27 protein-coding genes and 1 pseudogene are annotated in these 26998 nt (G+C 69.9%); 13 read left to right on the forward strand and 15 right to left on the reverse strand.

The genetic code is table 11. From position 1 onward, the window contains the following. The first annotated feature begins 19 nt into the window (after nt 1–19). Entirely contained in the window at nt 20–349 is a 330-nt protein-coding gene (locus tag ACZ7L9_RS14005; protein WP_471415237.1) for a hypothetical protein, read from the forward strand. Here the strand turns inward: ACZ7L9_RS14005 and ACZ7L9_RS14010 are convergent. Next, on the reverse strand, nt 306–755 hold the full coding sequence (locus ACZ7L9_RS14010) for a ribosomal maturation YjgA family protein (protein WP_471415238.1): 450 nt from the start codon (nt 753–755) through the stop codon (nt 306–308). The genes ACZ7L9_RS14005 and ACZ7L9_RS14010 overlap by 44 nt on opposite strands. Beyond that, nucleotides 752–2101 (reverse strand): MFS transporter, encoded by a 1350-nt coding sequence (locus ACZ7L9_RS14015; RefSeq protein WP_471415240.1) that lies wholly within the window; start codon nt 2099–2101, stop codon nt 752–754. The genes ACZ7L9_RS14010 and ACZ7L9_RS14015 overlap by 4 nt, the downstream gene beginning before the upstream one ends. Nucleotides 2102–2159: 58 nt before the next feature. Between ACZ7L9_RS14015 and ACZ7L9_RS14020 the strand changes: the two genes are divergently transcribed. Then, nucleotides 2160–3149: a GlxA family transcriptional regulator gene (locus tag ACZ7L9_RS14020; protein WP_471415241.1), complete on the forward strand. Its 990-nt coding sequence runs from the start codon at nt 2160–2162 to the stop codon at nt 3147–3149. A gap of 167 nt (nt 3150–3316) precedes the next feature. Then, entirely contained in the window at nt 3317–4942 is a 1626-nt protein-coding gene (locus ACZ7L9_RS14025) for a serine/threonine-protein kinase (protein ID WP_471415243.1), read from the forward strand. Between the two features lie 9 nt (nt 4943–4951). Here the strand turns inward: ACZ7L9_RS14025 and ACZ7L9_RS14030 are convergent, their stop codons facing one another. Further along, nucleotides 4952–6001 (reverse strand): Zn-dependent alcohol dehydrogenase, encoded by a 1050-nt coding sequence (locus ACZ7L9_RS14030; RefSeq protein WP_471415245.1) that lies wholly within the window; start codon nt 5999–6001, stop codon nt 4952–4954. Between the two features lie 129 nt (nt 6002–6130). Continuing rightward, nucleotides 6131–7063, reverse strand: coding sequence for an SDR family oxidoreductase (locus tag ACZ7L9_RS14035; RefSeq protein WP_471415249.1), 933 nt, complete (start codon nt 7061–7063; stop codon nt 6131–6133). Nucleotides 7064–7147: 84 nt separating this feature from the next. Here ACZ7L9_RS14035 and ACZ7L9_RS14040 point away from each other — a divergent pair, with 84 nt between their 5' ends. Then, the gene (locus tag ACZ7L9_RS14040; protein ID WP_471415250.1) at nt 7148–8074 is read left to right on the forward strand and encodes a cyclase family protein; all 927 of its coding nucleotides are present in this window, start codon (nt 7148–7150) and stop codon (nt 8072–8074) included. A 75-nt stretch (nt 8075–8149) separates the two neighbouring features. Here the strand turns inward: ACZ7L9_RS14040 and ACZ7L9_RS14045 are convergent, their stop codons facing one another. The 4 genes from ACZ7L9_RS14045 to ACZ7L9_RS14060 all read right to left on the reverse strand — a co-directional run bounded on the left by ACZ7L9_RS14045 (nt 8150) and on the right by ACZ7L9_RS14060 (nt 12493). Then, nucleotides 8150–8650 (reverse strand): ATP-binding protein, encoded by a 501-nt coding sequence (locus ACZ7L9_RS14045; RefSeq protein WP_471415252.1) that lies wholly within the window; start codon nt 8648–8650, stop codon nt 8150–8152. A 517-nt stretch (nt 8651–9167) separates the two neighbouring features. Beyond that, nucleotides 9168–10124 carry an acyl-CoA dehydrogenase family protein gene (locus ACZ7L9_RS14050; RefSeq protein WP_471415254.1) on the reverse strand — a complete coding sequence of 319 codons (957 nt, stop codon included), beginning with the start codon at nt 10122–10124 and terminating at the stop codon, nt 9168–9170. A 7-nt stretch (nt 10125–10131) separates the two neighbouring features. Further along, nucleotides 10132–11286 carry an acyl-CoA dehydrogenase gene (locus tag ACZ7L9_RS14055; protein ID WP_471415256.1) on the reverse strand — a complete coding sequence of 385 codons (1155 nt, stop codon included), beginning with the start codon at nt 11284–11286 and terminating at the stop codon, nt 10132–10134. Between the two features lie 7 nt (nt 11287–11293). Then, nucleotides 11294–12493: an amidohydrolase family protein gene (locus ACZ7L9_RS14060; RefSeq protein ID WP_471415257.1), complete on the reverse strand. Its 1200-nt coding sequence runs from the start codon at nt 12491–12493 to the stop codon at nt 11294–11296. A gap of 149 nt (nt 12494–12642) precedes the next feature. On the opposite strand from ACZ7L9_RS14060, the gene ACZ7L9_RS14065 reads away from it, so the two are divergent. Then, a complete protein-coding gene (locus tag ACZ7L9_RS14065) occupies nt 12643–14187 on the forward strand; it encodes a class I adenylate-forming enzyme family protein (protein ID WP_471415258.1) in 1545 nt (514 codons plus the stop codon). 216 nt (nt 14188–14403) lie between these two features. On the opposite strand, the gene ACZ7L9_RS14070 is transcribed toward ACZ7L9_RS14065, so the two are convergent. Both ACZ7L9_RS14070 and ACZ7L9_RS14075 read right to left on the reverse strand, forming a co-directional pair. Beyond that, entirely contained in the window at nt 14404–14877 is a 474-nt protein-coding gene (locus tag ACZ7L9_RS14070; protein WP_471415261.1) for a hypothetical protein, read from the reverse strand. Between the two features lie 12 nt (nt 14878–14889). After that, entirely contained in the window at nt 14890–15270 is a 381-nt protein-coding gene (locus ACZ7L9_RS14075; protein ID WP_471415263.1) for a hypothetical protein, read from the reverse strand. Between the two features lie 132 nt (nt 15271–15402). On the opposite strand from ACZ7L9_RS14075, the gene ACZ7L9_RS14080 reads away from it, so the two are divergent. The 5 genes from ACZ7L9_RS14080 to ACZ7L9_RS14100 all read left to right on the forward strand — a co-directional run bounded on the left by ACZ7L9_RS14080 (nt 15403) and on the right by ACZ7L9_RS14100 (nt 19602). After that, entirely contained in the window at nt 15403–15777 is a 375-nt protein-coding gene (locus ACZ7L9_RS14080) for an ATP-binding protein (protein ID WP_471415264.1), read from the forward strand. Between the two features lie 84 nt (nt 15778–15861). Continuing rightward, nucleotides 15862–16323 (forward strand): GntR family transcriptional regulator, encoded by a 462-nt coding sequence (locus ACZ7L9_RS14085; protein WP_471415687.1) that lies wholly within the window; start codon nt 15862–15864, stop codon nt 16321–16323. Continuing rightward, nucleotides 16320–17351 carry an NAD-dependent epimerase/dehydratase family protein gene (locus ACZ7L9_RS14090; RefSeq protein WP_471415266.1) on the forward strand — a complete coding sequence of 344 codons (1032 nt, stop codon included), beginning with the start codon at nt 16320–16322 and terminating at the stop codon, nt 17349–17351. The genes ACZ7L9_RS14085 and ACZ7L9_RS14090 overlap by 4 nt, the downstream gene beginning before the upstream one ends. Before the next feature lie 20 nt (nt 17352–17371). After that, nucleotides 17372–18427, forward strand: coding sequence for an NAD-dependent epimerase/dehydratase family protein (locus ACZ7L9_RS14095; RefSeq protein WP_471415268.1), 1056 nt, complete (start codon nt 17372–17374; stop codon nt 18425–18427). Then, the gene (locus tag ACZ7L9_RS14100) at nt 18424–19602 is read left to right on the forward strand and encodes a DegT/DnrJ/EryC1/StrS family aminotransferase (RefSeq protein ID WP_471415270.1); all 1179 of its coding nucleotides are present in this window, start codon (nt 18424–18426) and stop codon (nt 19600–19602) included. Before ACZ7L9_RS14095 ends, ACZ7L9_RS14100 begins: the two co-directional genes overlap by 4 nt. Nucleotides 19603–19625: 23 nt before the next feature. Here ACZ7L9_RS14100 and ACZ7L9_RS14105 read toward each other — a convergent pair. From ACZ7L9_RS14105 to ACZ7L9_RS14115, 3 genes and pseudogenes are all read right to left on the reverse strand, one after another. Continuing rightward, nucleotides 19626–20523, reverse strand: a pseudogene (locus tag ACZ7L9_RS14105) (glycosyltransferase family 2 protein). Between the two features lie 298 nt (nt 20524–20821). Then, the gene (locus ACZ7L9_RS14110) at nt 20822–21343 is read right to left on the reverse strand and encodes an EF-hand domain-containing protein (protein WP_471415272.1); all 522 of its coding nucleotides are present in this window, start codon (nt 21341–21343) and stop codon (nt 20822–20824) included. A gap of 45 nt (nt 21344–21388) precedes the next feature. After that, a complete protein-coding gene (locus tag ACZ7L9_RS14115) occupies nt 21389–21757 on the reverse strand; it encodes an STAS domain-containing protein (RefSeq protein ID WP_471415688.1) in 369 nt (122 codons plus the stop codon). Nucleotides 21758–22122: 365 nt separating this feature from the next. Here ACZ7L9_RS14115 and ACZ7L9_RS14120 point away from each other — a divergent pair, with 365 nt between their 5' ends. Together ACZ7L9_RS14120 and ACZ7L9_RS14125 are read left to right on the forward strand one after the other, a co-directional pair. Next, entirely contained in the window at nt 22123–22725 is a 603-nt protein-coding gene (locus ACZ7L9_RS14120; RefSeq protein ID WP_471415273.1) for an RNA polymerase sigma factor, read from the forward strand. Nucleotides 22726–22775: 50 nt separating this feature from the next. Continuing rightward, nucleotides 22776–24086 carry a zf-HC2 domain-containing protein gene (locus ACZ7L9_RS14125; RefSeq protein ID WP_471415689.1) on the forward strand — a complete coding sequence of 437 codons (1311 nt, stop codon included), beginning with the start codon at nt 22776–22778 and terminating at the stop codon, nt 24084–24086. A gap of 57 nt (nt 24087–24143) precedes the next feature. On the opposite strand, the gene purU is transcribed toward ACZ7L9_RS14125, so the two are convergent. Both purU and ACZ7L9_RS14135 read right to left on the reverse strand, forming a co-directional pair. After that, nucleotides 24144–25022 carry a formyltetrahydrofolate deformylase gene (gene purU, locus ACZ7L9_RS14130; protein ID WP_471415274.1) on the reverse strand — a complete coding sequence of 293 codons (879 nt, stop codon included), beginning with the start codon at nt 25020–25022 and terminating at the stop codon, nt 24144–24146. 28 nt (nt 25023–25050) lie between these two features. Then, the gene (locus ACZ7L9_RS14135; protein ID WP_471415690.1) at nt 25051–25497 is read right to left on the reverse strand and encodes an SCO4402 family protein; all 447 of its coding nucleotides are present in this window, start codon (nt 25495–25497) and stop codon (nt 25051–25053) included. Nucleotides 25498–25670: 173 nt separating this feature from the next. Here ACZ7L9_RS14135 and ACZ7L9_RS14140 point away from each other — a divergent pair, with 173 nt between their 5' ends. Further along, nucleotides 25671–26960: an ABC transporter substrate-binding protein gene (locus ACZ7L9_RS14140; RefSeq protein WP_471415276.1), complete on the forward strand. Its 1290-nt coding sequence runs from the start codon at nt 25671–25673 to the stop codon at nt 26958–26960. Nucleotides 26961–26998: the final 38 nt, after the last annotated feature.

Consider the following 26998-nt stretch of genomic DNA (forward strand, 5'->3'; position numbering starts at 1 on the left):
TAACGAACCGGGGGATCTCATGCAGTGGGCAGCACGCCAGCATTTCCACCACCGCTCCGCGCTGATGCAGGGCTGGGGCGCCGTGCTTCTGATCGTCGCCTGCGCCCTGTGGATCTGGCTGGGCTTCCTGTTGGTGGAACAGCAGGACGCGTACTGCTACCGGGTCACGACGGAATGCGAGATGATCACCGAGTGGCCGAAACAGCTGGCCGTTCTGGGGATCTCCGCCCCCTTGTCCGTGTGCGGTGCGGCGCTGCTCGTCGCGGGCAGTGTGCGCAGGCAGACCAGCGCCCATGTCTTCGAAGTCATCGAGATGCAGAAGTCCGAGGAGCGCTCCCGGAGCAAGTAGCCAGGGCCGCCACGGCCCAGGCGCACCCCGCCCCCACCGCGTACCAGAACAGGTCGGGTGCGTCGAAGGTCGAGCCGAGCACCAGCCGCGCCATCGCGCTGTGCCGGGAGAGTTCCGCGGGCACCCCCGTCAGTTGCAGCAGCTCGACCGCCCAGCTGAACGCGAGCGCCGTCCCGGCCGTGACGGCCGGCCGCGCACGCGGGGCGATCACGGTGGCCAGGGCGCAGATCAGCACGGTGTAGAGCGCGTCCCCGGCGTGCTCGGCAACGGCACCGTCCGCGAACGCCCTGACCCCGAGCCCGGCGGCGACGGTCAGCGCCGCGGCCCCGGCCGCGACCGCGCGTGCCCGCAGAGCCGTCCGCGCCGTCCCCGGCACCACCGCCTCCGGCCCTCCTCCCCCGGTCATCCGATCCGCTCCAGCCGCCTGATCGGCCGGGCCGCCAGCAGTACCGCCACCACCACCATGTTGATCAACGCTCCCGCCAGCAGCACCTCCGGTGCGCCCACCCGGTCAGCGACGGGTCCGGCCAGCGCCCGGCCCGCCGCCAGCATCAGCAGCGAGCCCGCCACGTCGTACGCGTGCAGACGGTTCAGCGCCTCGGGCGGCACATGGGTCTGCACCGTCGTCGACCACATCACCAGCCAGAACGCGAACGCCGCACCGGCCACGAACTGCCCCGCCCCGAGCGCGGCCACCGGCATCCTCAGGCCGAGCACCACCAGGTTCACGCAGACGGAAGTCAGCGCGACGGCTCCGGCCGCGAGCGGGCGGCGCGGTCGCAGACGCAGTGCGAGCAGCCCCCCGGCGACACTGCCCGCGCCGTTCACCGCCATCATGACGCCGTACGTCCCCGAGCCGTGCGCCTCGGTGACCTCGACCGCGGTGAGCGGCAGCATCGGGCCGAGCACCGCGAAGCCGTACACCGTCCAGATCGCGATCACCCCCCACAGCCAGCTCCGCGCCCGGAACTCCCGCCATCCGTCGGCCAGTTCGGCGACGAATGTACCTCGGTGCACCTCGTCCGCCGGTGCCGGTGCGAGCCGCAGCAGGAAGAGGCAGAGACCGGAGACCAGGAACGTCGACGCGTTCGCCGCGTAGACCGCGCCGGCGCTGGCGAACCCGACGAGCATGCCCGCGAAGGCCGGGCCCGCCATGGTCATGAGCGCCTCGGAGACCCGGAGCACCGCGTTGGCGCGCTGCACGTCCGGGGCGACCCGGGGCACGGTCGACGCGACGCCCGGCTGGAAGAGCGCGGCGCCCACACCGGCCACCGCGCTGAGTGCGTACACCGCCCACAGCGGCGGGTTGCCGATGGCGAAGGAGACCGCCAGCACGGAGGCCCCGACCAGCCGCAGGGCATCGGCGATGATCATCATCCGGCGGGGGGTGAACCGGTCCGCCAGCACGCCGCCGAAGAGCACGAAGAGCGCCAGCGGTCCCATCCAGGCCGCGAGCGCGAACCCCACCGACGAGTGCGGCCGGCCGGCCCCCAGCAGGCCCGCGGTGAGCGCCACCGGGATCATGCCGTCACCGAAGAGCGCGGCGGTACGGGCAACGAAGAAGAGCCGGAAGTTACGGTTCCAGAGCTCGGCGGGCCGGATGTCACCCAGGCCCGCACCAAGGCCCTTGCTCAGGCCCGTACCAAGGTCGTTGCCCAGCGGCTCCCCACCCGAAGAACGGGGCGAAAGGGGCGGCGGGCTCTCGCCGCCCACGGCGGGAATGCGCGGGTGCTCTGCTGACTTTTCCTTCACGGCAGTGACATGTATCAGCTGAAGGTCTATACCAGCTAGGGGCGAAGGGAGTCCGCCGGTGCCGCACCGAATCGCCGTCCTGGCCCTCGACGGGCTGCTTCCCTTCGAACTGGGCATCCCACAAAGGATTTTCGGCCGATCGCTCGGTTCCGAGCCGCGCAACAAGGGCCGCAAACTCTATGAAGTCGTGACCTGTTCCATCCGCCCGCCGGGCCCGGTCCGCACCGACGCGGACTTCACGATCACCGTCGAACGCGGCCCGGAGACGCTGGCCACCGCCGACACCGTCGTGATCCCCGCCAGTTACGAACTCGGCCCCGTCTACGCGGAGGGCAGGCTCACCAACGAGCTGGCCGCCGCGTTCGCGCACATCAGGCCGGGTACCCGGATGGTCTCCATCTGCACGGGCAGTTACGTACTGGCCGCGGCCGGATATCTCGACGGGCGGCCCGCCACCACGCACTGGTCCTCCGCCGACCATTTCCAGCAGCTCTTCCCGAAGGTCCGTGTCGACCCGGACGTCCTGTTCATCGACGACGGCGACGTCCTGACCTCCGCCGGGGTCGCCGCCGGAATCGACCTCTGCCTGCACATCGTGCGCCGCGACCACGGCACCGCCGTCGCCAATGACGTCGCCCGCCGCACGGTCGTACCCCCGCACCGGGACGGCGGGCAGGCGCAGTACATCCAGCGCCCCGTGCCCGAGACCCAGTTCGCGACCACCACCACGGCGCGCGCCTGGGCGCTCGGGCGGCTGGAGCGACCGATCCTGCTGCGCGACATGGCGCAGCAGGAGTCGATGAGCGTACGGACGTTCACCCGCCGCTTCCGTGAGGAGGTCGGGGTCAGCCCCGTCCAGTGGCTGACCCGGCAACGGATCGAACGGGCCCGGCAACTGCTGGAGTCGACGGACCTGTCGATCGATCAGGTGGCGCGGGACGCGGGCTTCGGGACGCCCACCTCGCTGCGGCAGCATCTCCAGGCGGCGCTGGGGGTGTCACCGACGGCGTACCGGCGGACGTTCCGGGCGACGGCCGGGGGCCGGTGAGGGCGCGGACGCGGTTGCGGCGCCCTGGGAGGTTTCGTCCGGAACAGCGGGCGGGGTTTCGGACCCTGCGCCCCGGAACCGACCAGCGGTCACGGGACAACCTCTAGGCTGCTGCTGATCAGCTCATCGGATCAGGGGATCTGGGGAGATCAGGGGGACGAGGGCCGATGAACAACGCGACTGAGGCATTCGAGCCACTGCAGGCGGACGATCCGCCCCTGGTGGCCGGCTACCGCCTGGCCGCCCGGCTCGGCGCGGGAGGCATGGGCCGGGTCTACCTGTCGCACACGCAGGGCGGTCGACCGGTGGCGATCAAGGTGGTACGGCCGGAGCTGGCCGACGACCCGGCCTTCCGGCAGCGGTTCAGCCGGGAGATAAAGGCGGCCCAGCGGGTCCGGGGCGCGTACACCGCCGAGCTGATCGACGCCGACGCGGACGGCGTACCGCCCTGGCTGGCCACGCTGTACGTGCCCGGGCCCTCCCTGGCAGAGGCCGTCGCCCGTCGCGGACCACTGCCGGTGCCGGCGGTGCTGTGGCTGATGGCGGGGGTGGCCGAGGCGCTGCAGGCCGTCCATGGTGCGGGAATCGTGCACCGGGACCTGAAACCGTCGAACGTACTGCTGGCCGCCGACGGGCCGCGGGTGATCGACTTCGGCATCTCGCTGGCCTCCGGCATCACCTCGCACACAGCCACGGGCACTGCCATCGGCACGCCCCAGTTCATGGCTCCCGAGCAGGCGTCCGCGGGTGAGGTCACGGCGGCGACCGACGTCTTCGCGCTCGGCCAGACAGCGGCGTTCGCGGCGCTGGGCGAGCCGCTGTACGGGGACGGCCCCTCGGTCAGCGTGCTGTACCGGATCGTGCACTCGGAACCTGACCTGTCTCTTCTGCCCGCGCAGCTCCGTCCGCTGATCGCCCGGTGCCTCGCCGCCGATCCGCAGGAGCGGGCCACCCCCGAGGAGATCGTCGAGTGGTGCCGACAGCGGCTGGGCCGGGACGCCGACGCGGGGGCGGGGCCGGCCGTCTGGCGGGAGGTCACGGGGCCGGAGGTGACGGTTCCGTCTCCGGTCCCCGATCCCACCCCGGTGCACACACTGCCGTTTCTCGCGCCGCCGCAGCCGGCTAGGCAGGACGCGCGGCGGCCCCTTCGGCGACGCACCGCGCTCATCACGGCAGCCGTGGCGGCGGGTGCGCTGCTGCTGACGGGCTTGACGTGGACGGTCATGGACGCGGCGGACCGGCTCGGCCACCGGGGTGCGGCCGCATCCTCGACGCCCGGTCCGACGGCGTCCGGACGGACGTCGGCGTCCTCATCGGCATCCGCGCCGGACTCAGGGGCCGGTGGCGGGACACCAGAGGCGTCGCGCCCCTCCTCGGGGGCGCCCAAGCCGCCGCAAGCCGTCGCGTACCCCCTCCAGTGGCTGGACGAGAAGAACTCACTGGGCATCGAGAAGCCTGTCGAGCGCAAGGACCGCAAGGGGGACATCCGCTTCGTCTGCAAGGAGACCAGCTGCGCGCTGGAGAGCGACACCAGCGTGATCACGCTGCTGTACGACAAGCCGGGCGCCACCTTCGATTCGTGCCGCCGCGCCCTCACCGGCGCCGACGACCGCCGCCTCCCGCTGGCCGCGGCTGCGGCGGGCAGCGAGATCTGTATGAAGCACCCCTCCGGAGACATCGCGCTGCTCGTGATCCAGACGAAGTCGACCGCGCTGCCGAGGGGCGGGTTCAGCTTCGTGACGGCGGACATGACGGTCTGGCGTACAAGCGCCGATCCGGACGAAGCCCTCTAGCCAGTCCAGCTAGAAGACCAGCACCCCGCGCGCCACCCTCCCGTGGTGCGCGTCGTCCGCCGCCTTGGCGAAGTCCTCCACCGGGTAGATCTCGGTGACGAGTTCGTCCAGCAGCAGCCTGCCCTCCCGGTACAGCTCCGCGTAGAGCGCGATGTCCCGCTGGGGGCGCGAGGAGCCGTACCGGCAGCCCAGGATCGACTTGTCCAGGAACATCGACGAGACGAGGAACGAGGCCTCCGCCGTCGCCGCGGGGACGCCCAGCAGTATCGCCTGGCCGTGCCGGTCCAGCAGGTCGATGGCGGTTCGGATCAGTTCCGTACGGCCCACGCACTCGAAGGCGTGGTCGGCGCCGTTCGGCAGGATCTCCCGTACGCCGTCGGCCGACGTCAGGAAGTGTGTCGCGCCGAACTGCCGTGCCACCGCCTCCTTCGCCGGGTTGGCGTCTACGGCGACGATCGTCAGGGCGCCCGCGATCCGGGCCCCCTGGATGACGTTGAGACCGATGCCGCCGGTGCCGATCACCACCACGGAGTCGCCCCGGTCGACCTTCGCCCGGTTGAGTACGGCCCCGACTCCCGTCACCACCCCGCAGCCGATCAGGGCCGCCGACGTGAACGGCAGGTCCGCGGGGATCTTCACCGCCTGCACGGCCTTGACCAGCGTCCGTTCGGCGAAGGCCGAGTTGGAGGCGAACTGGTACAGCGGCTCGCCCCGCCGCGAGAACGGCCGCCCAGGCATCCCGATCGCCTTGCGGCACATCGTCGGCCGGCCCCGGTCGCACTGTGCGCACGCCCCACAGCTGGCCAGCGTCGACAGCGACACATGGTCGCCGGGCACCACATGGCCGACGCCCGCGCCGACCGCCTCCACAACGCCCGCGCCCTCGTGCCCGAGCACCACCGGCGACGGGAACGGAATCGTCCCGTCGATCACCGACAGATCGCTGTGGCACAGTCCGGCCGCGGCCACCGCCACCAGCACTTCGCCGGGGCCCGGATCGCGTATCTCCAGATCGTCGACGACCTCGGTCCGCTTGCCGTCGAAGACGACGCCTCTCATCTCGGCTCCCTCGGTAGGCCGAGCGCTCGCTCGGCGATGGTGTTCCGCTGGATCTCGTCCGAGCCGCCGTGCATGTGTCGGACCGGGTGAACCGCCGGGGCCGGGGGCTCCGCCCCCGGAACCCGCTCCTCAAAGGCCGGAGGAGCCGGCTTTGTTCGGCCGTGCCTTCGCCGCAGCGGCCGCGGCCATCTCCTCCAGCTGTGCCAGCATCGGCATCGGGTCCGAACCCACCGTCCCCGGCAGGAAGTCCGCGATCCGTTCCGGGGTCCAGGCCCCTTCCGCGTACCCGGCTCGCAGCTCCCTCGGCTGGGCCCAGACCGCGATCTTCGGACCGGCGATCGTGTACACCTGGCCGGTGATCTTCTCCTTGCGGGCCCGCTCGCTGAGCAGGTAGACGACGAGCGCCGCCACATCCTCCGGCTCGCCGATCTCCTTGAGTTCCATGGGCACATTGGCGGACATCCGGGTACGGGCGACGGGTGCGACGGCGTTCGCCGTGACGCCGTACTTGTGCAGGCCGAGCGCCGCGCTCCGGACCAGCGAGATGATCCCGCCCTTCGCGGCGCTGTAGTTGGCCTGGGCGACGCTGCCCTGATGGTTGCCGCTGGTGAAGCCGATCAGCGTGCCGCCGTCCTCCTGCTTCCGCATCACCGCCGAGGCGGCCCGGAAAACGGTGAAGGTGCCCTTGAGATGGGTGGCGACCACCGGGTCCCACTCCTCCTCGGACATGTTGAACAGCATCCGTTCCCGCAGGATCCCCGCCACGCACACGACCCCGTCGATCCGCCCGTACCGCGCGAGCGCCGTGTCCACGATCCGCTGCCCGCCCGCCATCGTGGAGATGTCGTCGGCGACGGCCACCGCCGTACCGCCCGCCGCCTCGATCTCCTTGACGACGGACTCGGCTATCTCGCTGCTCGGCTCGCCGCCCTCGATGGACACGCCGTAGTCGTTGACGACGACTCGCGCCCCCTCGGCCGCCGCCGCGAGCGCGACCGCCCTCCCGATGCCGCGTCCGGCTCCGGTCACGGCCACCACTTTGCCTGCCAAGAAGTTCCCCATGCCCGGCCCCTTCCCACGGTTTCTGACGGACCGTTAGATTTTATGGGCCATCGGGTTCACGAACACAAGCCCCAGGAGGTACCCATGTCACTGCCGGCCGAGTTCCACGACATCGCCAAGCGGGTCAACAACTGGGGCCGCTGGGGCGCCGACGACGAGATCGGCACGCTCAACCTGATCACCGACGCCGTCGTACGGGAGGCGGCTGCCACCGTCCGCGCCGGGCTGCGTGTGCCGCTCGCGCTGCCCCTCCAGCAGGACGGCGTCCAGAGCGGGCTGATCCCCGGGAGGATCAATCCGCTGCACACCATGGTCCAGATCAACCAGGAACTCTTCGGCCCCGGCACCGTCGCCACCAGCGACGACACGGCGGTCCTGAGCCTCCAGGCGGCCACCCACTGGGACGCCCTCACCCACGCCTCGCACTCGGGGAAGATCTACAACGGCCGCCCGGCCGCCACGATCACCGCCCACGACGGAGCACGGTTCAGCGGGATCGACAAGGCGCCGCACATCGTCTCGCGCGGGGTGCTGCTCGACGTGGCCCGCGCCCACGGTGTCGACCGGCTGCCCGGCAACCACGCCGTCACCCCCGAGGACCTGGACGCGGCCGAGGATCTGGCGGGGGTCCGGGTCCGGGCCGGTGACATCGTGCTCGTACGGACGGGGCAGGTGCAGGTCTACCTGGCGGGCGACAAACAGGCGTACGGCTACCCGTCGCCCGGCCTCTCGATCCGGACGCCCGAGTGGTTCCGGGCGCGCGATGCGGCGGCGGTCGCCGACGACACCCTGACCTTCGAGATCTTCCCGCCCGAGATCGAGGATCTTTGGCTGGGGGTGCACGCGCTGGACCTGGTCGAGATGGGCATGCTGCAGGGCCAGAACTGGAACCTGGAAAAGTTGTCCACGGCCTGTGCGGAAGAGGGTCGCTACAGCTTTCTGCTCTCCGCGATGCCGGAGCCGTTCGTCGGCGCCACCGGCACCCCGGTCGCCCCGGTCGCGATCCTCTGAAGAGGCTCGGAGCCGCGCCGGACCGCTCGGACCCGCACCGGACCGACTGCTTCGATCTTTATGCGGGTTAAACCTTTATGCGGGATTCGTCACAGCATGCGAAGTCTTGCAAGCCCCGAGGTCCGCATCGCCCGCGCTGTGAACTCCCGGCACGGCCTGGATCAGCGGAGCGTCCCGGTCGACCTCGCACCAGATGCGCTTGCCCGCGCCCTCCGGCTGCCAGCCCCAGCGGTCGGCGAGACCGTCGACGAGCTCCAGGCCCCGGCCGCCGGTGTCCTCGCCCTCCGCGTGGCGCTGCCGCGGCGGGCGGCAACTGGCGTCGGCCACCTCGACCCGTACGGTCCCGGCCGCCCCCGCCGTGCCCGTCGAGCCGAACAGCATGCGCAGCACGGCCGGGCACCCGGTGTGGACCACCGCATTGGTGACCAGCTCCGAGATCAGCAGGATGAGCGTCTCGGCCAGCGGCTCGTCGTCTCTTATCCCGGACCCGACCAGTCTCGATCGCGCCCATCTGCGGGCCCGCCCCACCTCCGCGGGATCCGGCCCGACCTCCAGCTGAACCTGAAGCACCTGCACCGCTCACACCATCCGAACCGGCGGACACATCGCCTCGCGCCTCCTCAGGGTCACGGAACGTGATTCCCTTACGAGCCAGCATGGTTGACGTACAGTCACCGCAACAAGCGCTTCGGGCATATTCCAGCGCGAAGGAGTACGCGTCGTGCATACTGTGCGACGCACGCTGCGGGAAGTCGAACAGAGGCGCATCGAGGCCGTGGGAGTCGCCCCCCGGGCAGGCTCGGCGCTTCTGCGTGGAAGGCGATCAGGGCATCTCTTCCGGACCGGAGTCGCCGCACGGGCAACACCCGGATCGCCCGGTTCCAGATCCTGTCGCATCCAACGGAGAGTACCCGAGCCCGGCGCCGACTCCACCCCGTGACGAATCACGCAAAGGACACAACTCGGCTCCGGAGTCGACCGACTGCACTGCGTAACTCCGCTGTGTGAGGCTCAGCGGCCCGCTTGTCACGCTCCGGCCCCGCGCAGCCGCCCGCGGCCGCACCGGCGAAACCTGCACGGAAACCGTCCGGGATCAGCACAGGTCGGCCGCAAGTGCCTCCTCGGCCGTCGCCGCCGTCAGCCACTGGCCGGAGCGCAGCCAGGCCCGCTTGAGGTGCAGGTGGACGTCTGCCTCCCAGGTGAAGCCCATCCCGCCGTGCACCTGGAGGCAGTCACGCGCGTTGCGGACCGCCGCGTCGTCGGCGAGCAGTTTGGCGCCCGCGATCTCGACCCGGTCCGCGGTCACGGCCGCCGCGTAGACGGCGCCACGGGCCAGTTCGGTGCGGACCAGCATCCCGGCGCACAGGTGTTTGACCGCCTGGAAGGACCCGATCGGCGAACCGAACTGTTCACGTTCACCGGCGTGTTGGACGGCCATCTCGGTGGTACGGGCGGCGCTGCCGAGCTGTTCGGCGGCGGCAAGCAGGGCACCCTCGGCGCGCAGCGCCCCACCGGGCAGCCGCTCGACGGGGCCGACTCGGCCCGTGACCCGCCACAGGGGCGTGAACGGGTCGAGCGACCGTACGGGATCGGCGGCCTCCCGCAGCCTTACGGCGTCCCGCAGGATCCCGCCGGCCGGGCCCGGGGCGTCTTCCTCCCCCGCCCCGAGCACGAGCAGACCGTCCGCGTCGCCCAGGTGACCCACCGGCTGCCCCGCGTCCAGCACGGCGATCACCGCCTCGCCCTCCGCCGCCCCCTTCACCGCGCCCGCGGCGAGGTGGGTGGCGATCAGAGGTCCCGGCAGCAGCGACCGTCCCACCTCCTCGAAGAGCAGGACCGACTCGGGCAGGCCGAGCCCGACACCGCCCTCCGCCTCCGGCAGCCGCAGCGCGAAGAGCCCGGCCCCGCCGAGCTCCCGCCACAGGGCCAGGTCGATGCCCGTACCGCCGTCGAGGGCCGCCCGCATCCGGTCCCTGCCGAAGCGTCCGGCGAGAAGTTCCCGTATCCCGGCCTTCAAGTCCCGCTGGTCGTCCGAGAGCTGGAAGTCCACCGTCCGCTCACCGCCCCTTCGGCAGGCCGAGGATCCGTTCGGCAACGATGTTCCGCTGGATCTGCGAGGTGCCCGCGGCGATGGTGTACGAGAGCGAGGAGAGCCGGTCCAGGACCCATTCCCGGTCCAGATCGGCGGCGCCCGCGCCAAGCACCTCGGCGGCCGCCTCGTACAGCTCCTGGCGGGCCTGCGAGTAGCGCAGCTTGAAGACCGAGCCACCTGTGCCGGGCACGCCACCGCTGCGCTGCGCCTCGCTGACGTTCCACTGGGTGAGCCGCCACAGCGCCCGGAATTCGGCGTTCAGCCTGCCCAGCCGGCGACGCAGGACCGGGTCGTCCCAGCGGCCGTTCGCCCGCGCCTCGGCGGCCAGGGCGGTCAGCGTGCGGCGGCAGGCGACGACCTCGCCGACGAAGGCCGTACCGCGCTCGAAGGAGAGGGTGACCATGGTGACCCGCCAGCCGTCGTTCTCCGCGCCGACGCGGTGGGAGACCGGTATCCGCACCTCGTCGAGGAACATCTCGGCGAATTCGGTGGACCCTGCGAGGGTGCGCAGCGGGCGGACGGTGATGCCGGGGGCGTCCATCTCCATCGCGAGCCAGCTGATCCCGCGGTGCTTGGGCGCCGCCGGGTCCGTGCGCACCAGGAGTTCGCACCAGTCGGCGACCTCCGCGTGCGAGGTCCAGATCTTCTGCCCGCTCACCACATAGTGGTCGCCGTCGCGCACCGCCCGGGTCCGCAGCGAGGCGAGGTCCGAGCCGGCGTCGGGCTCGCTGAACCCCTGGCACCAGATCTCGTCGCCGCGCAGCACCGGCGGCAGCCAGCGCGCCCGCTGTGCGGCGGTGCCCTCGGCCGCGATCGTCGGACCGGCGTGCAGCAGTCCGACGAAGTTCGCGCCGACGTACGGGGCGCCGGCCTTCTCCGTCTCCTCCAGGAAGATCAGGTGCTGGGTCGGGGTGGCGCCCCGCCCGCCCGCGTCGACGGGCCAGTGCAGGCCCGCGTAGCCCGCGTCGTACAGCATCCGCTGCCAGGCGGTGTCGTATGCGCGGCGCCCCGGCCAGTCGTCGGGTCCGGGCTTCGCGGGCAGTGCCGGCAGCACGCCGGCCAGCCATTCGCGCAGTCGCGCCCGGAACGCCTCTTCTTCCTCCGTGTACGCGAGATCCACCGCGCGCCTACTTGTCGAGGTCCAGATCGAGCATCCGGATCGCGTTTCCGCGCATCAGTTTGTAGACGGTCTCGTCGTCCAGTCCCCTGACGTGGTCGAGGGCGACCTCCTTGGTGTGCGGGAAGGTCGAGTCGACGTGCGGGTAGTCGGTCTCGAAGGTGGCGTTGTCCCGTCCGACGACGTCGAGCGAGGCGACCCCGTGCTTGTCGCGGAAGAAGCAGCAGAACATCTGACGGTAGTAGTACGTGGACGGCGGCTCGGGGATCAGATCGCGCACCCCGCCCCAGGCACGGTGCTCCTCCCAGACGTCGTCGGCGCGCTCCAGGGCGTACGGGATCCAGCCCATCTGACCCTCGCTGTAGGCGAGTTTCAGCCGGGGGAACTTCACCAGGACACCGCTGAACAGGAAGTCCATCATCGAGGCCATGGCGTTGTTGAAGGAGAGGCTGGCCTGCACGGCGGGCGGGGCGTCCGGTGAGGCGGCGGGCATCTGCGAGCTGGACCCGATGTGCATGTTGACGACCGTGCCGGTCTCCTGGCAGGCCGCGAAGAACGGGTCCCAGTAGCCGGTGTGGATCGATGGCAGGCCGAGGTACGTGGGGATCTCGGAGAAGGTCACCGCGCGCACCCCGCGCGCCGCGTTCCGCCGGATCTCCGCGACCGCCAGGTCGATGTCCCAGAGCGGGATGATGCAGAGCGGAATGAGCCGGCCGCCGCTGTCGCCGCACCACTCCTCCACCATCCAGTCGTTGTAGGCGCGGACGCAGGCGAGGGCGACCTCCTTGTCGTGGGCCTCGGCGAAGGTCTGGCCGCAGAAGCGCGGGAAGGTGGGGAAGCAGAGGCTCGCCTCGACGTGGTTGAGGTCCATGTCCTTGAGCCGCTCGGCCGGGTCCCAGCAGCCGGGGCGCATCTCGGCCCGGGTGATCCCCTCCAGCGTCATGTCGTCGCGGTCGAAGCCGACGGCGGCGATGTTCCGCTTGTACGGGAATTTCAGGTCCTCGTAGATCCACCAGTCGGTGGGCGGCCCGTCCGGGTCCATCGTGATGACGTACTTGCCCCCCGTGTACGCCAGCTCCCCGATGCCCGCGGTGAGCGGCTGCGGGCCGCGCTCGCGGTACTTGGCGGGCAGCCAGGTCGAGAAGAGGTGCGGCGGCTCGATCACATGGTCGTCGACGCTGACGATCCGAGGCAGTTCCGCTGACGTCATGGTGTCCCCTTCGGCGCACACTGAAAGTATCTGATGGTTCGTCAGATTCAGTTTCCGCACAGGTTAGCCCCGCACCCCTGGACCGACAAGGCGCAGCGCTCTACGCTCTCCGCACTATCTGACTACCCGTCAGCTGTGAGGGGTTCGCCGTGAACGAGACCGCACACGCCCTGGGCGCATCTGGCACCTTCTGGGAACTCATCGAGCGCCGGGCCGCACTGACCCCGGCCCACACCGTCCTGATCCAGGACGACCGCACCCTGACCTTCGGCGAGCTGTGCAGTCGCGGCGAGCGGGTCGCGGCCGGGCTGTGGGGAATGGGCGTGCGCCCCGGCAGCGTCGTCGCCTGGCAGCTGCCGACCCGTCTCGAAACGGCGCTGCTCTCCTTCGCCCTCACCCGCATCGGGGCCGTACAGACACCCGTCATCCCGTTCTACCGGGACCGCGAGGTGGGGTTCGCGCTGCGCGAGTCGAAGGCCGGCTTCTTCGCCGTGCCCGGTATCTGGCGTGGCTTCGACCACACGGCGATGGCGCACCGGCTGGCCGCGGAGGCGGAGCACCCGCCGCTGGTCTTCGAGGCGTACGAGTCACTGCCGGACGGCGACCCGTCCGTGCTGCCGCCGCCGCCCGCCGACGGGACGGCGGTGCGCTGGATCTACTGGACCTCGGGCACCACCTCCGACCCGAAGGGGGTCCTCCACACCGACCGCAGCCTGATCGCGGGCGGCTCCTGCCTGGCCCACGCGCTGCGGCTGTCGGCCGACGACATCGGCTCGATGGCGTTCCCGTTCGCCCATGTCGCCGGGCCCGACTACACGGTGATGCTGCTGCTGTACGGCTTCCCGGCGGTCCTCTTCGAGCACTTCGCGATGCCGGACGCGCTGGCGGGCTACCGGCGGCACGGGGTGACGGTCGCGGGCGGGTCCACGGCGTTCTACTCGATGTTCCTGACCGAGCAGCGCAAGGCCCCGGAGCGGAAGCTGATCCCCACCCTGCGGCTGCTCGCGGGCGGCGGGGCGCCGAAACCGCCGGAGATCTACCACGCGGTGGTACGTGAGATGGGCGTCCAGCTCACCCACGGGTACGGCATGACCGAGGTCCCGATGATCACGATGGGTGCCCCCGACGACACGGCGGAGCACCTCGCCGGGACGGAGGGGCGCCCGCCCGAGGGCATGGAGATACGGATCAACGACGAGGACGGCAAACCACTGCCGTACGGCACCGACGGAGAGGTACGGCTGCGCGGCGAGGCCGTCTGCAAGGGCTATCTGGACCCGGAGGCGTCGGCCGCGGCCTTCGACGCGGACGGGTTCCTCATCACCGGCGATGTCGGTCATGTGGAGGCGAGCGGGCACCTGGTGCTCACCGGGCGGCTGAAGGACATCATCATCCGCAAGGGCGAGAACATCTCGGCCAAGGAGATAGAGGACCTGCTGCACCGGCACCCGGGCGTCGGGGACGTGGCGGTGATCGGGCTTCCCGACCCGGAGCGCGGCGAACGCGTCTGCGCGGTAGTGGAGCAGCCGGCGGGCGCCGCCCCTCTGACCCTGCCGGAGATCACCGGTCACCTGCGGGCGGAGGGCCTGTCCGTGCACAAGCTGCCGGAACAACTGGAGGTGGTGGCGGCGCTGCCGCGCAACGAGACGCTGCGGAAGGTACTGAAGTACCGGCTTCGGGAGCGGTTCTCCTGACGGAAGGGGCGGTTCGTCCGGGGCATGGCACGAGGTGAGCGCCGCGCCAGACCGGCTCGGCGCGAACACCTCGGCCGATGACCCTGCCGCCCGTTGCGCACGACTCGGGTCAGCGAAGGTCGTCCGCACGCGGAGCGGCGTCGGTGCTTCCCAGTGAACATACGACCAACGGTGGCAGGTCGGCACGGTCAGGAGACTAGGGTGGCCGTGGCGTTTCTACCGTGAGGCCCCGTCCGGCCAGAGGATGGTGACGGGCACGCCGACTTGGTGCGCGTAGCTGACGACGTCTGCTGTTCCTCCGTAGCCACGTGCGGGTTTGCCGTCCCATACGGCCAGGAGTTGGTCGGACAGTCGGACGAGGATTTCGCTTCCGGCCTGGTGGGCTTCAGAGGTCGACTCGGTGAGCCCGGTGCGGTGAACGTCGGTAGCTCTGCCGAAAAGGTGATCGTATTCGGCGTGGTACCAGTTGGGCAGTCCGGCGCGGTATTCGGTGGCCGGAATGACGACTTCGAGCTTGGCCCCTGCATCGAGGGCAATCTGTGCCCACCACGCGTCAGGCCCATCGGCGATGCAGCTGACGGCAATGAGTTCGGTGGCGTCCAGTGCCTCGATCTGGGCGGCGAGGCTGGCGCGAACCTGTTCGGCCACTTCCGATGGAAGGCCGCGGTGGCCGGTGATACCGATACGCATCTCACTGTCTCTCTACAGATATGTCGCGTGTAGTTGAGCGTCGAACTCGCGCACCATAGCCGTGCGTCCGGAGTCCGTGTTGATGGAGCGAAGACGACGTGCCCGTTCCACGATCTTTCCCGAGCGGAGCCGGATGCCGTCTCCGAGGGCCCGTGAGGCCAGTGCGAACGCGGCATCCGCGTCACCGGATCTGAGATGGCAGGTGGCGGCGTCGATGGTCAGCAGCGCCCTTTGCTTGTCGTTGCCGTTGCTGAGTGCGACCGCGATGTCCTTCTCCGATACCCGGATCGGCAGTGTGGATGCGAGGCGGGCCGCGCAGGTGATCCGGCAGCAGGCGATCTTGCGCTCATCGAACGCGAAGATCCAGGGCCAGACGACAGGGCCGGTGGGCATCTTGCTCGCGTGGCGTTCGCAAGTCCGCAGAGCGCGTTCGCAGGCAGAGCGGTCACCCTTGCTTGCGTGGGCGAGGGCCTCGATGGATGACAGCCACACGGTAGCAAGGACAGGTACGTCGTTGCCAAGGTGGTGGCGGGCTTCGCTGACCAGCCGCAAGGCTTCATGTGGGGCTCCGGTGTCGGCTTCGAAGCTGGCCAGGCTGCCGGTCTGGTAGGCGGCCCGGTTCTCGTAGCGATCAGTGAGCTGCTGTCGAACGCGGTGCTGTACGGCGCCTCGGGCACGGTTGGACTGTACGTCGCGTACGACAGCTTCTTGAGCAAGGCGCATATCGCTGTCAACGACCGCACGCCCGGGCGCCAGGCCGAACGTCGCCGGCCCGAAAACGACGAAGAGGGGGGCCGAGGACTGCTCCTTGTCGATGCCCTCGCCGATGTGTGGGGTGTCAGCACGGACGGTTGCACCACCTGGTGCACGATCGATGTGAGTTCCGGAGACAGCCAATGATGGCCGCCTTCACTCCGATGAACGCCGCCTCTCGACACGGAGACCGGCCTGTCTTCGGCGCGGTCGACAACGGCACAGCAACTCATCGCTTCCTACTGCGCCCCCGGAGAACAACTCCCCACGATTAGCGACCTCCAGGAGGAATTGGCCTATTCGCAACCGCTGATACGGGGTGCGCTCACCCGACTCGACGCTGCCGGGCTGATCGTCTGGTGCCGGGCCTGGTCGGCCTCTCGCGTCCTCGAACCGGGTGGGATGCACCGCGGATGTCGACCTGGACTGGTCCGTCCGCGCGTGGATGTCCAGCGGCTACTACTGGCCGGGGCTGGCTCTCCCCACTGGCCTCTTGGCTGCCGAACACGACTTCACAGCAGAGCAGGTGCGGCGGGCGTGCCGCCACCTCGTCGCAGACGGTCTGCTGCATCACGACAACCACGGCCCCTTTGGCCCCGGCCTGTACGTCAGTGCTGGTGCCTGACACAGAAGCAAGCCGATCAACGAACCCCGTCCGTATGCATCCCCAGACCAGAAGGGTCACGAACATGAGAGATTCGCGCTTACGGGAGCTCAATGGCGCCCGGGTACTCGTCACAGGAGGAGGCGGCCTCGTCGGCAGCCGCATCGTTGCGCTGCTGAAGGCGAACGGAGCCCAGGCCTGTGTCCTGGACCGGTTCGACGCCTACCCGCACTCGGTCCGCGGGCTCTTCGACATCGACTCGAATGCAGTCGAAGTGATCCTGGGGGACGTGCGCGAGGTCGCGACCGTCCGTTGGCTGGTTCAGCAGGCCGACTACGTGATCCACGCTGCCGCGTATGCGGATGTTGCTGCTTGTACTCGCAAGCCCGAGGTCGCTTTCGCAGCGAACCTTCAGGGCACGCAGACCGTGCTGCAGGAAACTCTCCGGTCGCCGGTGAAGCGATTGGTGTTCGTGTCCTCGGCCTCCGTCTACGGCAATGGCGGCGAGGGCGGCGTGCAGCAGTTCACGGAGAGTCAGCCGCTGGTGCCGATCTCCGTCTACGCGAACACCAAGCTGTGGGGCGAACATCAGGTTCGGCTGATGCTCGGCAGGTCACAAGACCAGCAGTACTCGGTGGTGCGGTACTTCTCCGTCTACGGTAACCCGCAGGTACCGAAGCCCGGATCGCATTCGTGGATGGTGCCGTGGCTCTCGATGTCGGCCCAGCTCGGCCTGCCCATGCGACTCAACGGTGGCGGCCGGCAAGTCCGTGACATGGTGCACGTCGACGACATCGCCCGCGCGACGGTGCTGGCGCTCGTCGCGGACGGAGCCGCGGGCCAGACGATCAATGTCGGTAGCGGACGGGCGACATCCGTGCGTGAGATCGCCGAGGTGATCGCCCGCCACTACCCGGAAGCTGAGCTGACCGACGCGCCGCTGCCGGAAGGAGATCCGCTCGGCGGCTATGCGGACACCCGCAGATCCTGGGAACTCCTCGGCTGGAAGCCGACCGTCACGCTCGAAGCGGGCATCGACCGCTACGTCACCTGGCTCAAGTCCAACCCTCACGTCGTGCCCGCCTGGATGGTCCCCACCTCCGCCCCCATTGTCTGACCTCATCGAAGGAAAACACCATGCGCGTTGTCCTGCTGGGCGGAGCCGGGTACATCGGTTCTGTCGCTGCTCATCACCTCGTACGACAGGGCCTCGACGTCACCGTGGTTGACGGCTTGATCTACAACCGCGATGACGACCCAGCCCAGCTCCTGCCTGCGGCGGCAAAGTTTGTTCAAGGCGATCTGCGCGAGCCCGTCATTCTCGGCGATGTCTCGGCTGGTGCGGACGTGGTCGTGCACCTCGGCGGGCTCGTTGGTGAACCCGCCTGCGCGACCGACGAGCGGCTCGCGGTCGAACTCAACTACGCGGCCCCGATACTCGCTGCCGACGCCGCCGTGCAGGCCGGCGTTGGGCGGTTCGTCTTCTTCTCCTCGTGCAGCGTCTACGGCCGTCACGAGGGAACCGTCGACGAGGAGACACCGACGAACCCGCTGGGCATCTATGCCAGGACCAAGGTCCTGGCGGAGAGGCGCCTCCCCGAGGTCTTGGGCTGCGTCCCCACCACCGTCCTGCGGCTGGCCACCGTCCATGGGCTGTCCCCGCGTCAGCGCCTGGACTCGGTGGTCAATCGCATGACCTCCCGCGCAGTCGCTGGCGGAATCATTCCCCTCAACGGCGGCGGCCAGCGCCGCCCCCTCGTGCACGTCAACGATGTCGTGCACGTCCTGGCACAGGCCCTGACCATGCCCGGCAACCACGTCTGGAACGTCGGCAGCGACCAGGAGAACCACACCATTGGCGACATCGCGAAAATCGTCGAGGACGTCGTCCCCCTGGCTTTGATCGATTACGGCCCGGAGCTCGACGAGACTGATGCACGCGACTACCGCGTGTCGTTCGCTCGCCTGCGCGAAGCGATGCCCGGCACCTGCTCCACCACGCTGAAGCAGGGCGTTCAGGAGATCGCTACAGCCGTCGCCGAGGGCACCGTAAAGGACCCCCAGGATCCGCAGTACGACAATCACGCCGGGCTGCGCCTCGCGATCGCCAGCAACCGGGTAGCCGTACTCGGTTCACAGGACTGTGAGCGTCTCCACGCCGAGTACACGGACGCCTTCGGAGATGAACGATGAACGCCCGGCCCGGCGTCTTCCTTCCCTGGAACAGGCCTTCCATCGGAGACGAGGAGATTGCCGAGGTCACCGACACCCTCCGCTCGGGTTGGCTGACCCATGGGCCCAAGGCCATCCAGTTCGAATACGAAGTGCGTCAGGCACTGGGCCAGGAGGACAGCTTCGCCGTGTCGTCCTGCACCGCCGCTCTGCACTTGGGCCTGCTCGCTGCGAATATCGGCCCCGAGGACCAGGTGATCACCGCCAGTCTGACGTTCTGTGCCGCGCCCAACGCGATCGTGCAGACCGGAGCCGATCCGGTGTTCGTCGACGTCGATCCCGACACGTGCAACATCGACCTGGCCGCCACGGAGGCCGCGATCACAAATGACACCAAGGCGATCGTGGTGATGCACTACGGAGGCCATCCCTGCGACCTGGTCGCCTTCCGGAAGCTGGCCGACGATCACGGGCTGCTCCTCATCGAGGACGCCGCCCATGCACTCCAGGCAAGCCGCGACGGATACCGGGCCGGCAGCGTCGGGGACCTCACGACCCTGTCGTTCTACGCAAACAAGGTCATCACCAGCGGAGAGGGAGGAATGCTCCTGGGCCGCGCCCGTCTCGTCGAACGAGCCCGGCTTCTCGGGCGCCACGGCATCGACTCATCGGTGTGGCAGCGCCACGGACGCCGGAGCACCGCCGCCTACGAAGTTACGGTCCCGGGCTTGAAGTACGTCATGCCCGATATCACGGCAGCCGTCGGACTCCAGCAGTTCCGGAAATTGCCCGTCTTCACAGCTCGCCGCCGAGAGATCGCCGAGATGTACACCAGTGAGCTCACGGGTCTGCCCGGCCTGGTCCTGCCCACTGTCCTCGACGGGGTCGAGCACGGCTGGTTCCTCTACTCGGTGCTGATCGACCCGGACGTCTGCTGTAGGAGCCGCGACATGGTGTCCGAACGGCTACTTTCCGAGCACATGATCGGCACGAGTTCTCATTTCAAACCGGTGCACGCACTCGCCGCGTACAACCTTCACCATCCGCGCAGCTGTCTGCGTGGCGGTCAGAAGAAGCACCCTCTCCAGGTCACCGACCGTGTCGCTGGTCAGCAACTGTCGCTGCCCTGCTACCCGGCGATGACTGACGACGACGTCATGAGGGTCGTGCGCGCGCTGCACACCGTCCTGAGCTGACCGGTTCCGGGTCGCCCATTCGGTCAGATGACGGGTGGGCGGCCCAGCTGTGTCATCCGCCAGACCGTGCGCCAGCGCATCGGACGCCGGGGCGGGCACGGCGTCCGTACGCCTTCGAAGAAACCGCCCCACCACGCGCGAAGCCCCGAAAGAGGGGGGGCGACGCACCATTGTGAGCAGCGCCCAGACACCCAGGTAGACCGGGACCAGGATGGCGGGAAGGTGTCGGCACGCCAGCCACACCCGGTTGCGCGCCACGTTCCGGTAGTAGGCCGCATGCCGGGCCGGGGATGTCCGGGGGTGCCGGAGCACCATGTCGGCCCGGTACTCGATGTCCCAGCCGGCATCCAGCGCCCGCCAGGCAAAGTCTGTCTCCTCGTGTGCGTAGAAGAACGGGGCGGGGAAGTCACCCACCTCGTCGATCACGCTCATGCGGATGGCGTGGCCGCCGCCGAGGAAGGTGGTCACCTTCGACGAGCGCATGGGGTCGGAGGCACGCAGACGTGGTACGTGGCGCCGCTGTGTCAGCCCTTCCTCGTCCTCAATACGGAATCCCACCACGCCGAGCCGGGGCGACGTGGCAAACGCCTCGCGGATGAGTTGCATCGTGTCCCGGCGTGGTAGCAGGCCGTCATCGTCCAGGACGACCACCACATCGATGTCGCCCCGGTCCCGCAGCCGCTGTACGCCCGCATTACGGCCCCCTGGGATGCCCAGGTTTTCCTTCATCTCGACGGCGTCCACCCAGTCCGGCATCGGCGGCAGGGGGGCGCCCTGGCCGATCACTACGGTGGGCACCGGCCCCCCGTCCTGCTTCTCCACCGACTCCAGAAGAGCAGCCACCTCAATGGGCCGGTCACCCATCGTAAGGATCACGTTGCCAAGCATGGGAGGGATGGAAACGGAAGGCTTCTTGGGCATGATGCCGAGCTTAACGGTGCGTCTGGCCAGTGAATGCCGACCGCAGGACGGCCCCGTCCGGCTGTGCCGCCAAGTCGATCACCGGGGCGGTACATCGCAGCCTGATGGCACTGGTTGGCGGTCCGATGGGCAGGCCGACTCCGCGGCTACGCCGTGCACCACGACGTCGGCCGGCCACCGCAAATGGTGCCCGGCCTGTCCCCGAGAGTCCCGGCACAGCCCGCCGAAGCAGGAAGCCCCCGGAAGGGGCGGACGACCCGGGCCGCAGTCCCTGGCCCGAGGGCCAGGGAACAGCACGTCAGGCGTCCGGTGCGATCACCGTGAAGTACGTGGCGAACGCCGCCACCACCCCGTCCTCGGTGATCCTGCCGTCCTGGTCCGCATCCAGGCTCCGCGCCGCGAGACCCGCCGTCTCCGCGCTCGCGCCCAGCACCCGGAGCGCCCGCTCCACGGCGGGTACGGAGGCCGCGCCCTCGTTGTCCCGGTCCGCCACGGCGAGCGCGGCGCGCAGGAACGGGCGGGCGATCTCCGCGAAGCGCTCGGGGTTGTCGCGCAGCCGTTTCACGGCTCCGCCCACGAACTCCTCACGGGTGACGCGCTGGTCCCCGTCGACGTCCGCGATGCCCGCCATGCCCTGCCAGAGGGCTTCGGCCCCGGTGTAGAGCGCCTGGCCCTTGTCACAGCGGGCCGTCGTACCGAATTCGGTGAGCAGACGGGCCGCGGCGGCACTGAAATCCGCGCGATCGATGTATCCGTTGCCGTCCTGGTCGAAGGCGGCGAAGCGGAAGGCGATCTTGCGCTCATACTCTGCGCTGTCCATGCGGGGAGCGTACGACGCCGACCGGCGCCACGTTCACTTACGGCCTCACGCCGAGAGCGGCTGGGCCTCGTCGTCGACGGCCGCGGACCGGTCGGGGTAGACGTCGAAGAGCCGGCGTACGCCGAGGGCGGCGAGCACCCGGTTGACGTGGGAGCCCTCCTCCGCGCCGCGGGCCGGGAGGATCAGCCGCAGCCGGCCTCCGCAGGAGCGCATCAGACGGCGGGACGCGATCAGCACGCCGACGCCGCTGGAATCGCAGAACAGGACCTCGGAGAGGTCGAGCACCACGTCGTGGCGGCCGGTGGCGACCGCCTCATGGACGGACTGGCGCACGACGGGCGACGACACGAGATCCAGTTCGCCGCGTATGCGCAGCACCGTCCAGTCGCCCTGCACGGTCTCGGCCACTCTCAGTGACGTCCGGGAACGTTCCTGGGTGAGCCGGGGGGCGTGGGTGGTTGCAGCCGGTGGGTGGTTTCCACGAGGGCAAGGATTCCTCACGCGACTGGGCCTCTCGTTCCGGGGATTCCGACGATGCGGAAGTTTCCGTTCCTCCTCGCGGCTGCCCGCGCCGCAGACCCATGAAACACCGGACCGCTCGACGGACACAGCCGGGTTCGGACCGAAATGATCGTTTCGGTCCGATCCCCTCATCCGCGGATGGCGCATTCTCTATCATCTCCGGCCTCTTCAAAGGACGTACTTGCCGCAAAGGGACGTGCACGGCCGGTGCCGCCGACTACATTCGATGTGACGAGGGGAACAGGGCTGGGGGTCGCATGGCGAGAAACACACCACCCCGCTGGGACCGCAGGATGCAGCAGCGGCTGGCACGCGGTGAGGCGGCTGCGCTCGGCGAGCTCTACGACCGGTTCGCCGCGCTCGTGCACAGCCAGGCCCACCGGATGCTCGACGACGAGACCGCCGCCGACCTGGTGACCTGCGAGGTCTTCGGTTACGTGTGGGAGAACCCGGACTCGTACGACCCGAAGCAGGGCTCGATGCGGTCCTGGGTGGCCCGGCTCACGCATCGCCAGTCCGTGCGGCGGCTGCGCGGCGAGGCGGACAGCCTCCAGGACGGTACGGAAGGTACGGATGAGAATTCCGGGGCCGCCTCCCCTGCCGAGCTGGAGGAGCGGGTGCGCAGGGCCACCGCCGCCGCGCGCGCCGACTACATCGTCGCGTCCATGCCCGCCCCGCTGCGGGCCGCGCTGGAGCTCGCGTACGTCCAGCGCCGCGACTACCGGCAGACCGCGACCGACCTCGGGGTCACCGAGGACGAGGCCCGCCGCCGACTGCGGCTCGGGCTCCAGTTGCTCTCCACCGCGCACACCCGCCCGCTGGAGGGGTCCTCGCCACCCGGATACGGACGGCCGCTGTGACCGGTGACGACGACGCGGACGGACGCGAGGACGGCCGACGCGGCGACGAGATGCGGGGCGCGCGGCGCGTACCGGGACCGCGGGCCGCGGCGGACGACTTCGACCTCGACGCCGTACCCCTGCCGCCGCCCGTTCCCCCGACCGGGCCTCAGCCCGAGGACCCGCGGCCGACCCCGCGGCCGACGACACCGGAACCGGAATCTGCCGTGGCACCACCGGGCTCACCCGCCGCACCGGCCCTGGTGCTCCCCCACCGTGTCCTCAAGGCCCTCCTCGGCGCCTGGGCGCTGGCCGCCTGCTCGGCGGAGGAGACCGAGGCCGTCGAGGCGCATCTGACCGAGTGCGCCGCCTGTGCCGACGAGGCCCTCCGGCTGCGCGACGCGGTCGGCCTGCTCCAGACCGACCGCAGTCTGGACCTCGATCCGACGCTGCGTTCCCGGGTGATCGACACGTGTCTGAGCCGCCGTCCGGCCAGGATCCCGGTACCGGACTGGGCCGCTCCGTACGACGCGGAGACCGCGCGGCTCGACGCGCTGCTGCGTGACATCGGTGGCTCGGAGTGGCACGCCCCGTTGCGGCTGAGATGGTTCGAGGGCGAGACGGAGGTCAGCCGCAAGACGACGGTCGCGGGTGTCATCGGCCATCTCATGACCGTCGACGGGCTGGTCGCCGCCGCCCTCGGCCTCGACGTACCGCTCGGCGACGGCACCACGGGCCGGGGCGACGACTGGCCGCTCCCGCCCGCCGCGCGCACCGAGAAGTACTGGTCGACGGCCCGCCGGCCGCCCACCCGCGCGATCCACGAACCGTGGCGCGGGCAGAGCCACACCCTCATCCGTACGGTGTCCTTCGCCGGCCGCAGAGTCGCCGAACTCTCCGTCTCGTACGGCGACTTCGCCCTTCCGATGCGCGACGCGCTGCTGGACCGGGCCTTCGAATGCTGGGTGCACGGCGGTGACATCGCGGGCGCGGTGGACTATCCGTACGAGGCGCCGTCCGCCGCCCATCTCCACCGGATGGTCGACCTGGCGGCCCGGCTCATCCCGGCCGCCCTCGCCGAGCGCCGCAGATCGGGGCTGGCCGGCCCGGTCCGCCATCCGGTGACGGCAGGTTCACCGGGCCGTTCGCTGCATCTGGAGATCGAGGGCACGGGCGGCGGCGACTGGTACATCCCGCTGGACTCCCCCGCCGCGGTCGGCTCGGCCGCGCACGCGGTGGCGCAGGTCGCGCTGGACGGCGTCGAGTTCTGCCAGCTGATGGCGGGGCACGTGCCTCCGGTGGAGGCCGCGGCCGGTCAGGAGGGCGACCGCGAGGCGATCCGCGACGTACTGTTCGCGGCGGCGTCCCTGAGCAGGCTCTGACTCCGCACCTCCGGCTTCCCTGCTGCCGCTCCCGGCCGGCTCTGCCCCGTCACGGCACTACGCGAAGATCACCGTACGGCGGCCGTTGAGCAGAATGCGGCGTTCCGCGTGCCACTTCACCGCGCGCGCCAGTGCCCGGCACTCCACGTCGCGGCCGACGGCGACCAGCTGGTCCGGGGTGACGCCGTGGCCCACCCGCTCGACCTCCTGCTCGATGATCGGCCCCTCGTCGAGGTCGGCCGTCACATAGTGCGCCGTCGCACCGATCAACTTCACCCCGCGGGCGTGCGCCTGGTGGTACGGCTTCGCGCCCTTGAAGCTCGGCAGGAAGGAGTGGTGGATGTTGATGATCCGGCCGCTCAGCTGCTTGCACAGATCGTCGGAGAGGACCTGCATGTAGCGGGCGAGGACGACCAGTTCGACGTTCTCCTCGCGGACCAGCTCCAGCAGCTCCGCCTCCGCGGCGGCCTTGGTCTCCTTGGCCACCGGGATGTGCCGGAAGGGGACGCCGTAGGAGGCGACGAGCTCCGCGAAGTCCGTGTGGTTCGAGACGACGGCGGCGATCTCGATCGGCAGCGCCCCGATCCGCGAGCGGAACAGCAGGTCGTTGAGGCAGTGGCCGAACTTGCTGACCATCAGCACGACCCGCATCCGCTCCGAGGAACGGTGGATCTGCCAGTCCATCCGGAAAGAGTCGCCGATCGCGGCGAAGCTGGCCCGCAGCTTCTCCACCGTCACCGGACTGTCCGCCGAGAAGTGGACCCGCATGAAGAACAGGCCCGTGTCGTGGTCGCCGAACTGCTGGCTGTCCTCGATGTTGCAGCCGGTCATGAAGAGATAGCTCGACACGGCGTGCACGATGCCCTTTTTGTCTGGGCAGGAGAGGGTGAGGACGTACTGCTCCGGTGTGGTTTCAGCAGGCTGCGGCGCGGTCATCCCCGTAGCGTGCCATATCGGGCCGGTATCAGGCCGAGCTGGTCAGGATGCGGAGCACGTCCAGGGAGCGCGGCGGGGTGTCCGGGTCCTCGCCGTCGTTGGTGGCGAGCAGCACATGGGCCTCGCGGGCGGCCCGCACCGCCTCCGGCCAGCCGTGGTGCTCCAGATACGCCGAGACGGGTGCGTCCGCGCCGACCTGGTGCATGATGCGCAGCACCCGGAGCACGGCGACGTCGACGAGAGCGGACTCGCCCGCGTCGCGGAAGATCGTCCCGATGTACTTCTCGGCGGACCAGTTGTCCAGCCAGGTGTCCTCGACCAGGCGGTACACGGCGTCGGTGACGTCGCCGTACCCCTCCCGGCCGGCCAGCCAGCACTCGTGGTGGAAGACGGGGTCGGAGAGCATGTGCAGCGCCGAGCGCACGTTGCTGCGCCAGCGCCACCAGGGCATGTCATTCAGCGGCATGCCGCCCATGGTGGAGGAGCGACGGCCGCGACGGGAAGTGTTCTCCGAACCTTGCTGCACGGTTGTCGATCGTACGTTCCCTTTCCGGCTCCCCGCACAGGCCCCCGTAATTCACCTGGACGTCACCGAGCGTTGCACGGAGCACACTGCGCTGTTACCCCGCGGGCGAAATGTTCATTCTCATGACCGGACGGCGACGCCCCACCCCACACCGCCCCTCGACGTTCCTCACGAGTGCGGCGGCGGTCGGGGCCTTGCTGGTCACCGGCTGCGGTGCGCTCCCTGGGGCCTCGGGGGACTCCAGGGAGCCCCTCACCGTGGTGACGTGGGCGCCCGGCGGCGCGGCGAAACCGGACACGGTCAACACGGTGAACATGTCGGGCATGACCGCCATGGCGCAAACGTACGCGCGCTGGGTCAACAGCAACGGCGGGCTCGCCGGTCACCGGCTGCGCGTCGTCACCTGTGACGAGTCGGACACCTCGACCGGCGCGGGGAACTGCGCCCGGCTGGCCGTCAAGGAGAAGGCGGTGGCGGTCGTCGGCTCGTACAGCCGGTACGGGTCGTCGTTCATGCCACCGCTGGAGACCGCCGGAATCCCCTACATCGGCGGTTACGGGGCCTCCGAGGAGGAGTTCAGCAGCTACACCTCCTACCCCGTCAACGGCGGCCAGGCGGCGCTCCTCGCCGGCAACGCCCGGCAGCTCGCCCGCAGTTGCGAACGGGTGTCCGTGGTGCGGCCCGACACCCTGGGCGGCGACGGCCAGGCCTGGCTCCTCAACACCGGTCTCACCGACGCCGGCCGGCCCGAGCCCGTCGACATCCGGGCGGCGGAGTCGGCGACCTCGTACGACGAGGCCGCCCGGCGGGCACTCAAAGCCGCGGGGGCGGACGGCGGCTGTGTGACGGCCGTGCTCGGGGACCGTACGGAGACGTTCTTCGACTCCTTCCGGCGGCTCGAGCCGTCGTACGGGAACGTACGGATCTCGTCCGTCCTCGGCAGCGTCGGCCAGCCGCTGATCGACAGCACCGGCGGCCGGAACAGCCCGTTCGAGGGGGCGTACGTGACCGGCTGGTACCCGGACTCGGGCGACGCCCGCTGGGACCGGATGCGGGAGGTGATCCGTGAGCACGCCTTCGGCGACAACCGGATCGATCCGGCCGACACAGGCGTCCAGACCACGTGGATCGCGTACACCGCGCTGAGCGAGCTCGTGAAGGCGATCGACGCCCCGCGGATCACCGCCGGGAATCTCGTCTCCGCCCTCAACCACGGCACCCCGGTCGACACCGGCGGCCTCACGCCGGTGCTGCGCTGGCGCTTCGACGACATGATCGGCTCGTCCGCGTACCCGCGCGTCGTGAACACCAAGGTGACGTTTCAGGCGGTACGGGACGGGCGGCTCGTTGCGGACAAGAAGGGCTTCGTGGACGTCACGAAGACGCTGTCGGACGCGAGCGCCAAGGGGTGAGGTGCCGGGGGCCCCGCCCCCGGCACCCCGCACATCGG

It is taken from the genome of Streptomyces sp. NPDC111516, assembly GCF_055635345.1.

Excerpts from the sequence above, each read along its gene's own strand:
- ACZ7L9_RS14005 (WP_471415237.1), top strand. The coding sequence starts at position 20 with ATGCAGTGGGCAGCACGCCAGCATTTCCACCACCGCTCCGCGCTGATG.
- ACZ7L9_RS14010 (WP_471415238.1), bottom strand. The coding sequence starts at position 755 with ATGACCGGGGGAGGAGGGCCGGAGGCGGTGGTGCCGGGGACGGCGCGG.
- ACZ7L9_RS14025 (WP_471415243.1), top strand. The coding sequence starts at position 3,317 with ATGAACAACGCGACTGAGGCATTCGAGCCACTGCAGGCGGACGATCCG.
- ACZ7L9_RS14030 (WP_471415245.1), bottom strand. The coding sequence starts at position 6,001 with ATGAGAGGCGTCGTCTTCGACGGCAAGCGGACCGAGGTCGTCGACGAT.
- ACZ7L9_RS14035 (WP_471415249.1), bottom strand. The coding sequence starts at position 7,063 with ATGGGGAACTTCTTGGCAGGCAAAGTGGTGGCCGTGACCGGAGCCGGA.
- ACZ7L9_RS14040 (WP_471415250.1), top strand. The coding sequence starts at position 7,148 with ATGTCACTGCCGGCCGAGTTCCACGACATCGCCAAGCGGGTCAACAAC.
- ACZ7L9_RS14060 (WP_471415257.1), bottom strand. The coding sequence starts at position 12,493 with ATGACGTCAGCGGAACTGCCTCGGATCGTCAGCGTCGACGACCATGTG.
- ACZ7L9_RS14070 (WP_471415261.1), bottom strand. The coding sequence starts at position 14,877 with ATGCGTATCGGTATCACCGGCCACCGCGGCCTTCCATCGGAAGTGGCC.
- ACZ7L9_RS14075 (WP_471415263.1), bottom strand. The coding sequence starts at position 15,270 with ATGCCCACCGGCCCTGTCGTCTGGCCCTGGATCTTCGCGTTCGATGAG.
- ACZ7L9_RS14090 (WP_471415266.1), top strand. The coding sequence starts at position 16,320 with ATGAGAGATTCGCGCTTACGGGAGCTCAATGGCGCCCGGGTACTCGTC.
- ACZ7L9_RS14095 (WP_471415268.1), top strand. The coding sequence starts at position 17,372 with ATGCGCGTTGTCCTGCTGGGCGGAGCCGGGTACATCGGTTCTGTCGCT.
- ACZ7L9_RS14100 (WP_471415270.1), top strand. The coding sequence starts at position 18,424 with ATGAACGCCCGGCCCGGCGTCTTCCTTCCCTGGAACAGGCCTTCCATC.
- ACZ7L9_RS14110 (WP_471415272.1), bottom strand. The coding sequence starts at position 21,343 with ATGGACAGCGCAGAGTATGAGCGCAAGATCGCCTTCCGCTTCGCCGCC.
- ACZ7L9_RS14120 (WP_471415273.1), top strand. The coding sequence starts at position 22,123 with ATGGCGAGAAACACACCACCCCGCTGGGACCGCAGGATGCAGCAGCGG.
- ACZ7L9_RS14125 (WP_471415689.1), top strand. The coding sequence starts at position 22,776 with ATGCGGGGCGCGCGGCGCGTACCGGGACCGCGGGCCGCGGCGGACGAC.
- purU (WP_471415274.1), bottom strand. The coding sequence starts at position 25,022 with ATGACCGCGCCGCAGCCTGCTGAAACCACACCGGAGCAGTACGTCCTC.
- ACZ7L9_RS14135 (WP_471415690.1), bottom strand. The coding sequence starts at position 25,497 with ATGGGCGGCATGCCGCTGAATGACATGCCCTGGTGGCGCTGGCGCAGC.
- ACZ7L9_RS14140 (WP_471415276.1), top strand. The coding sequence starts at position 25,671 with ATGACCGGACGGCGACGCCCCACCCCACACCGCCCCTCGACGTTCCTC.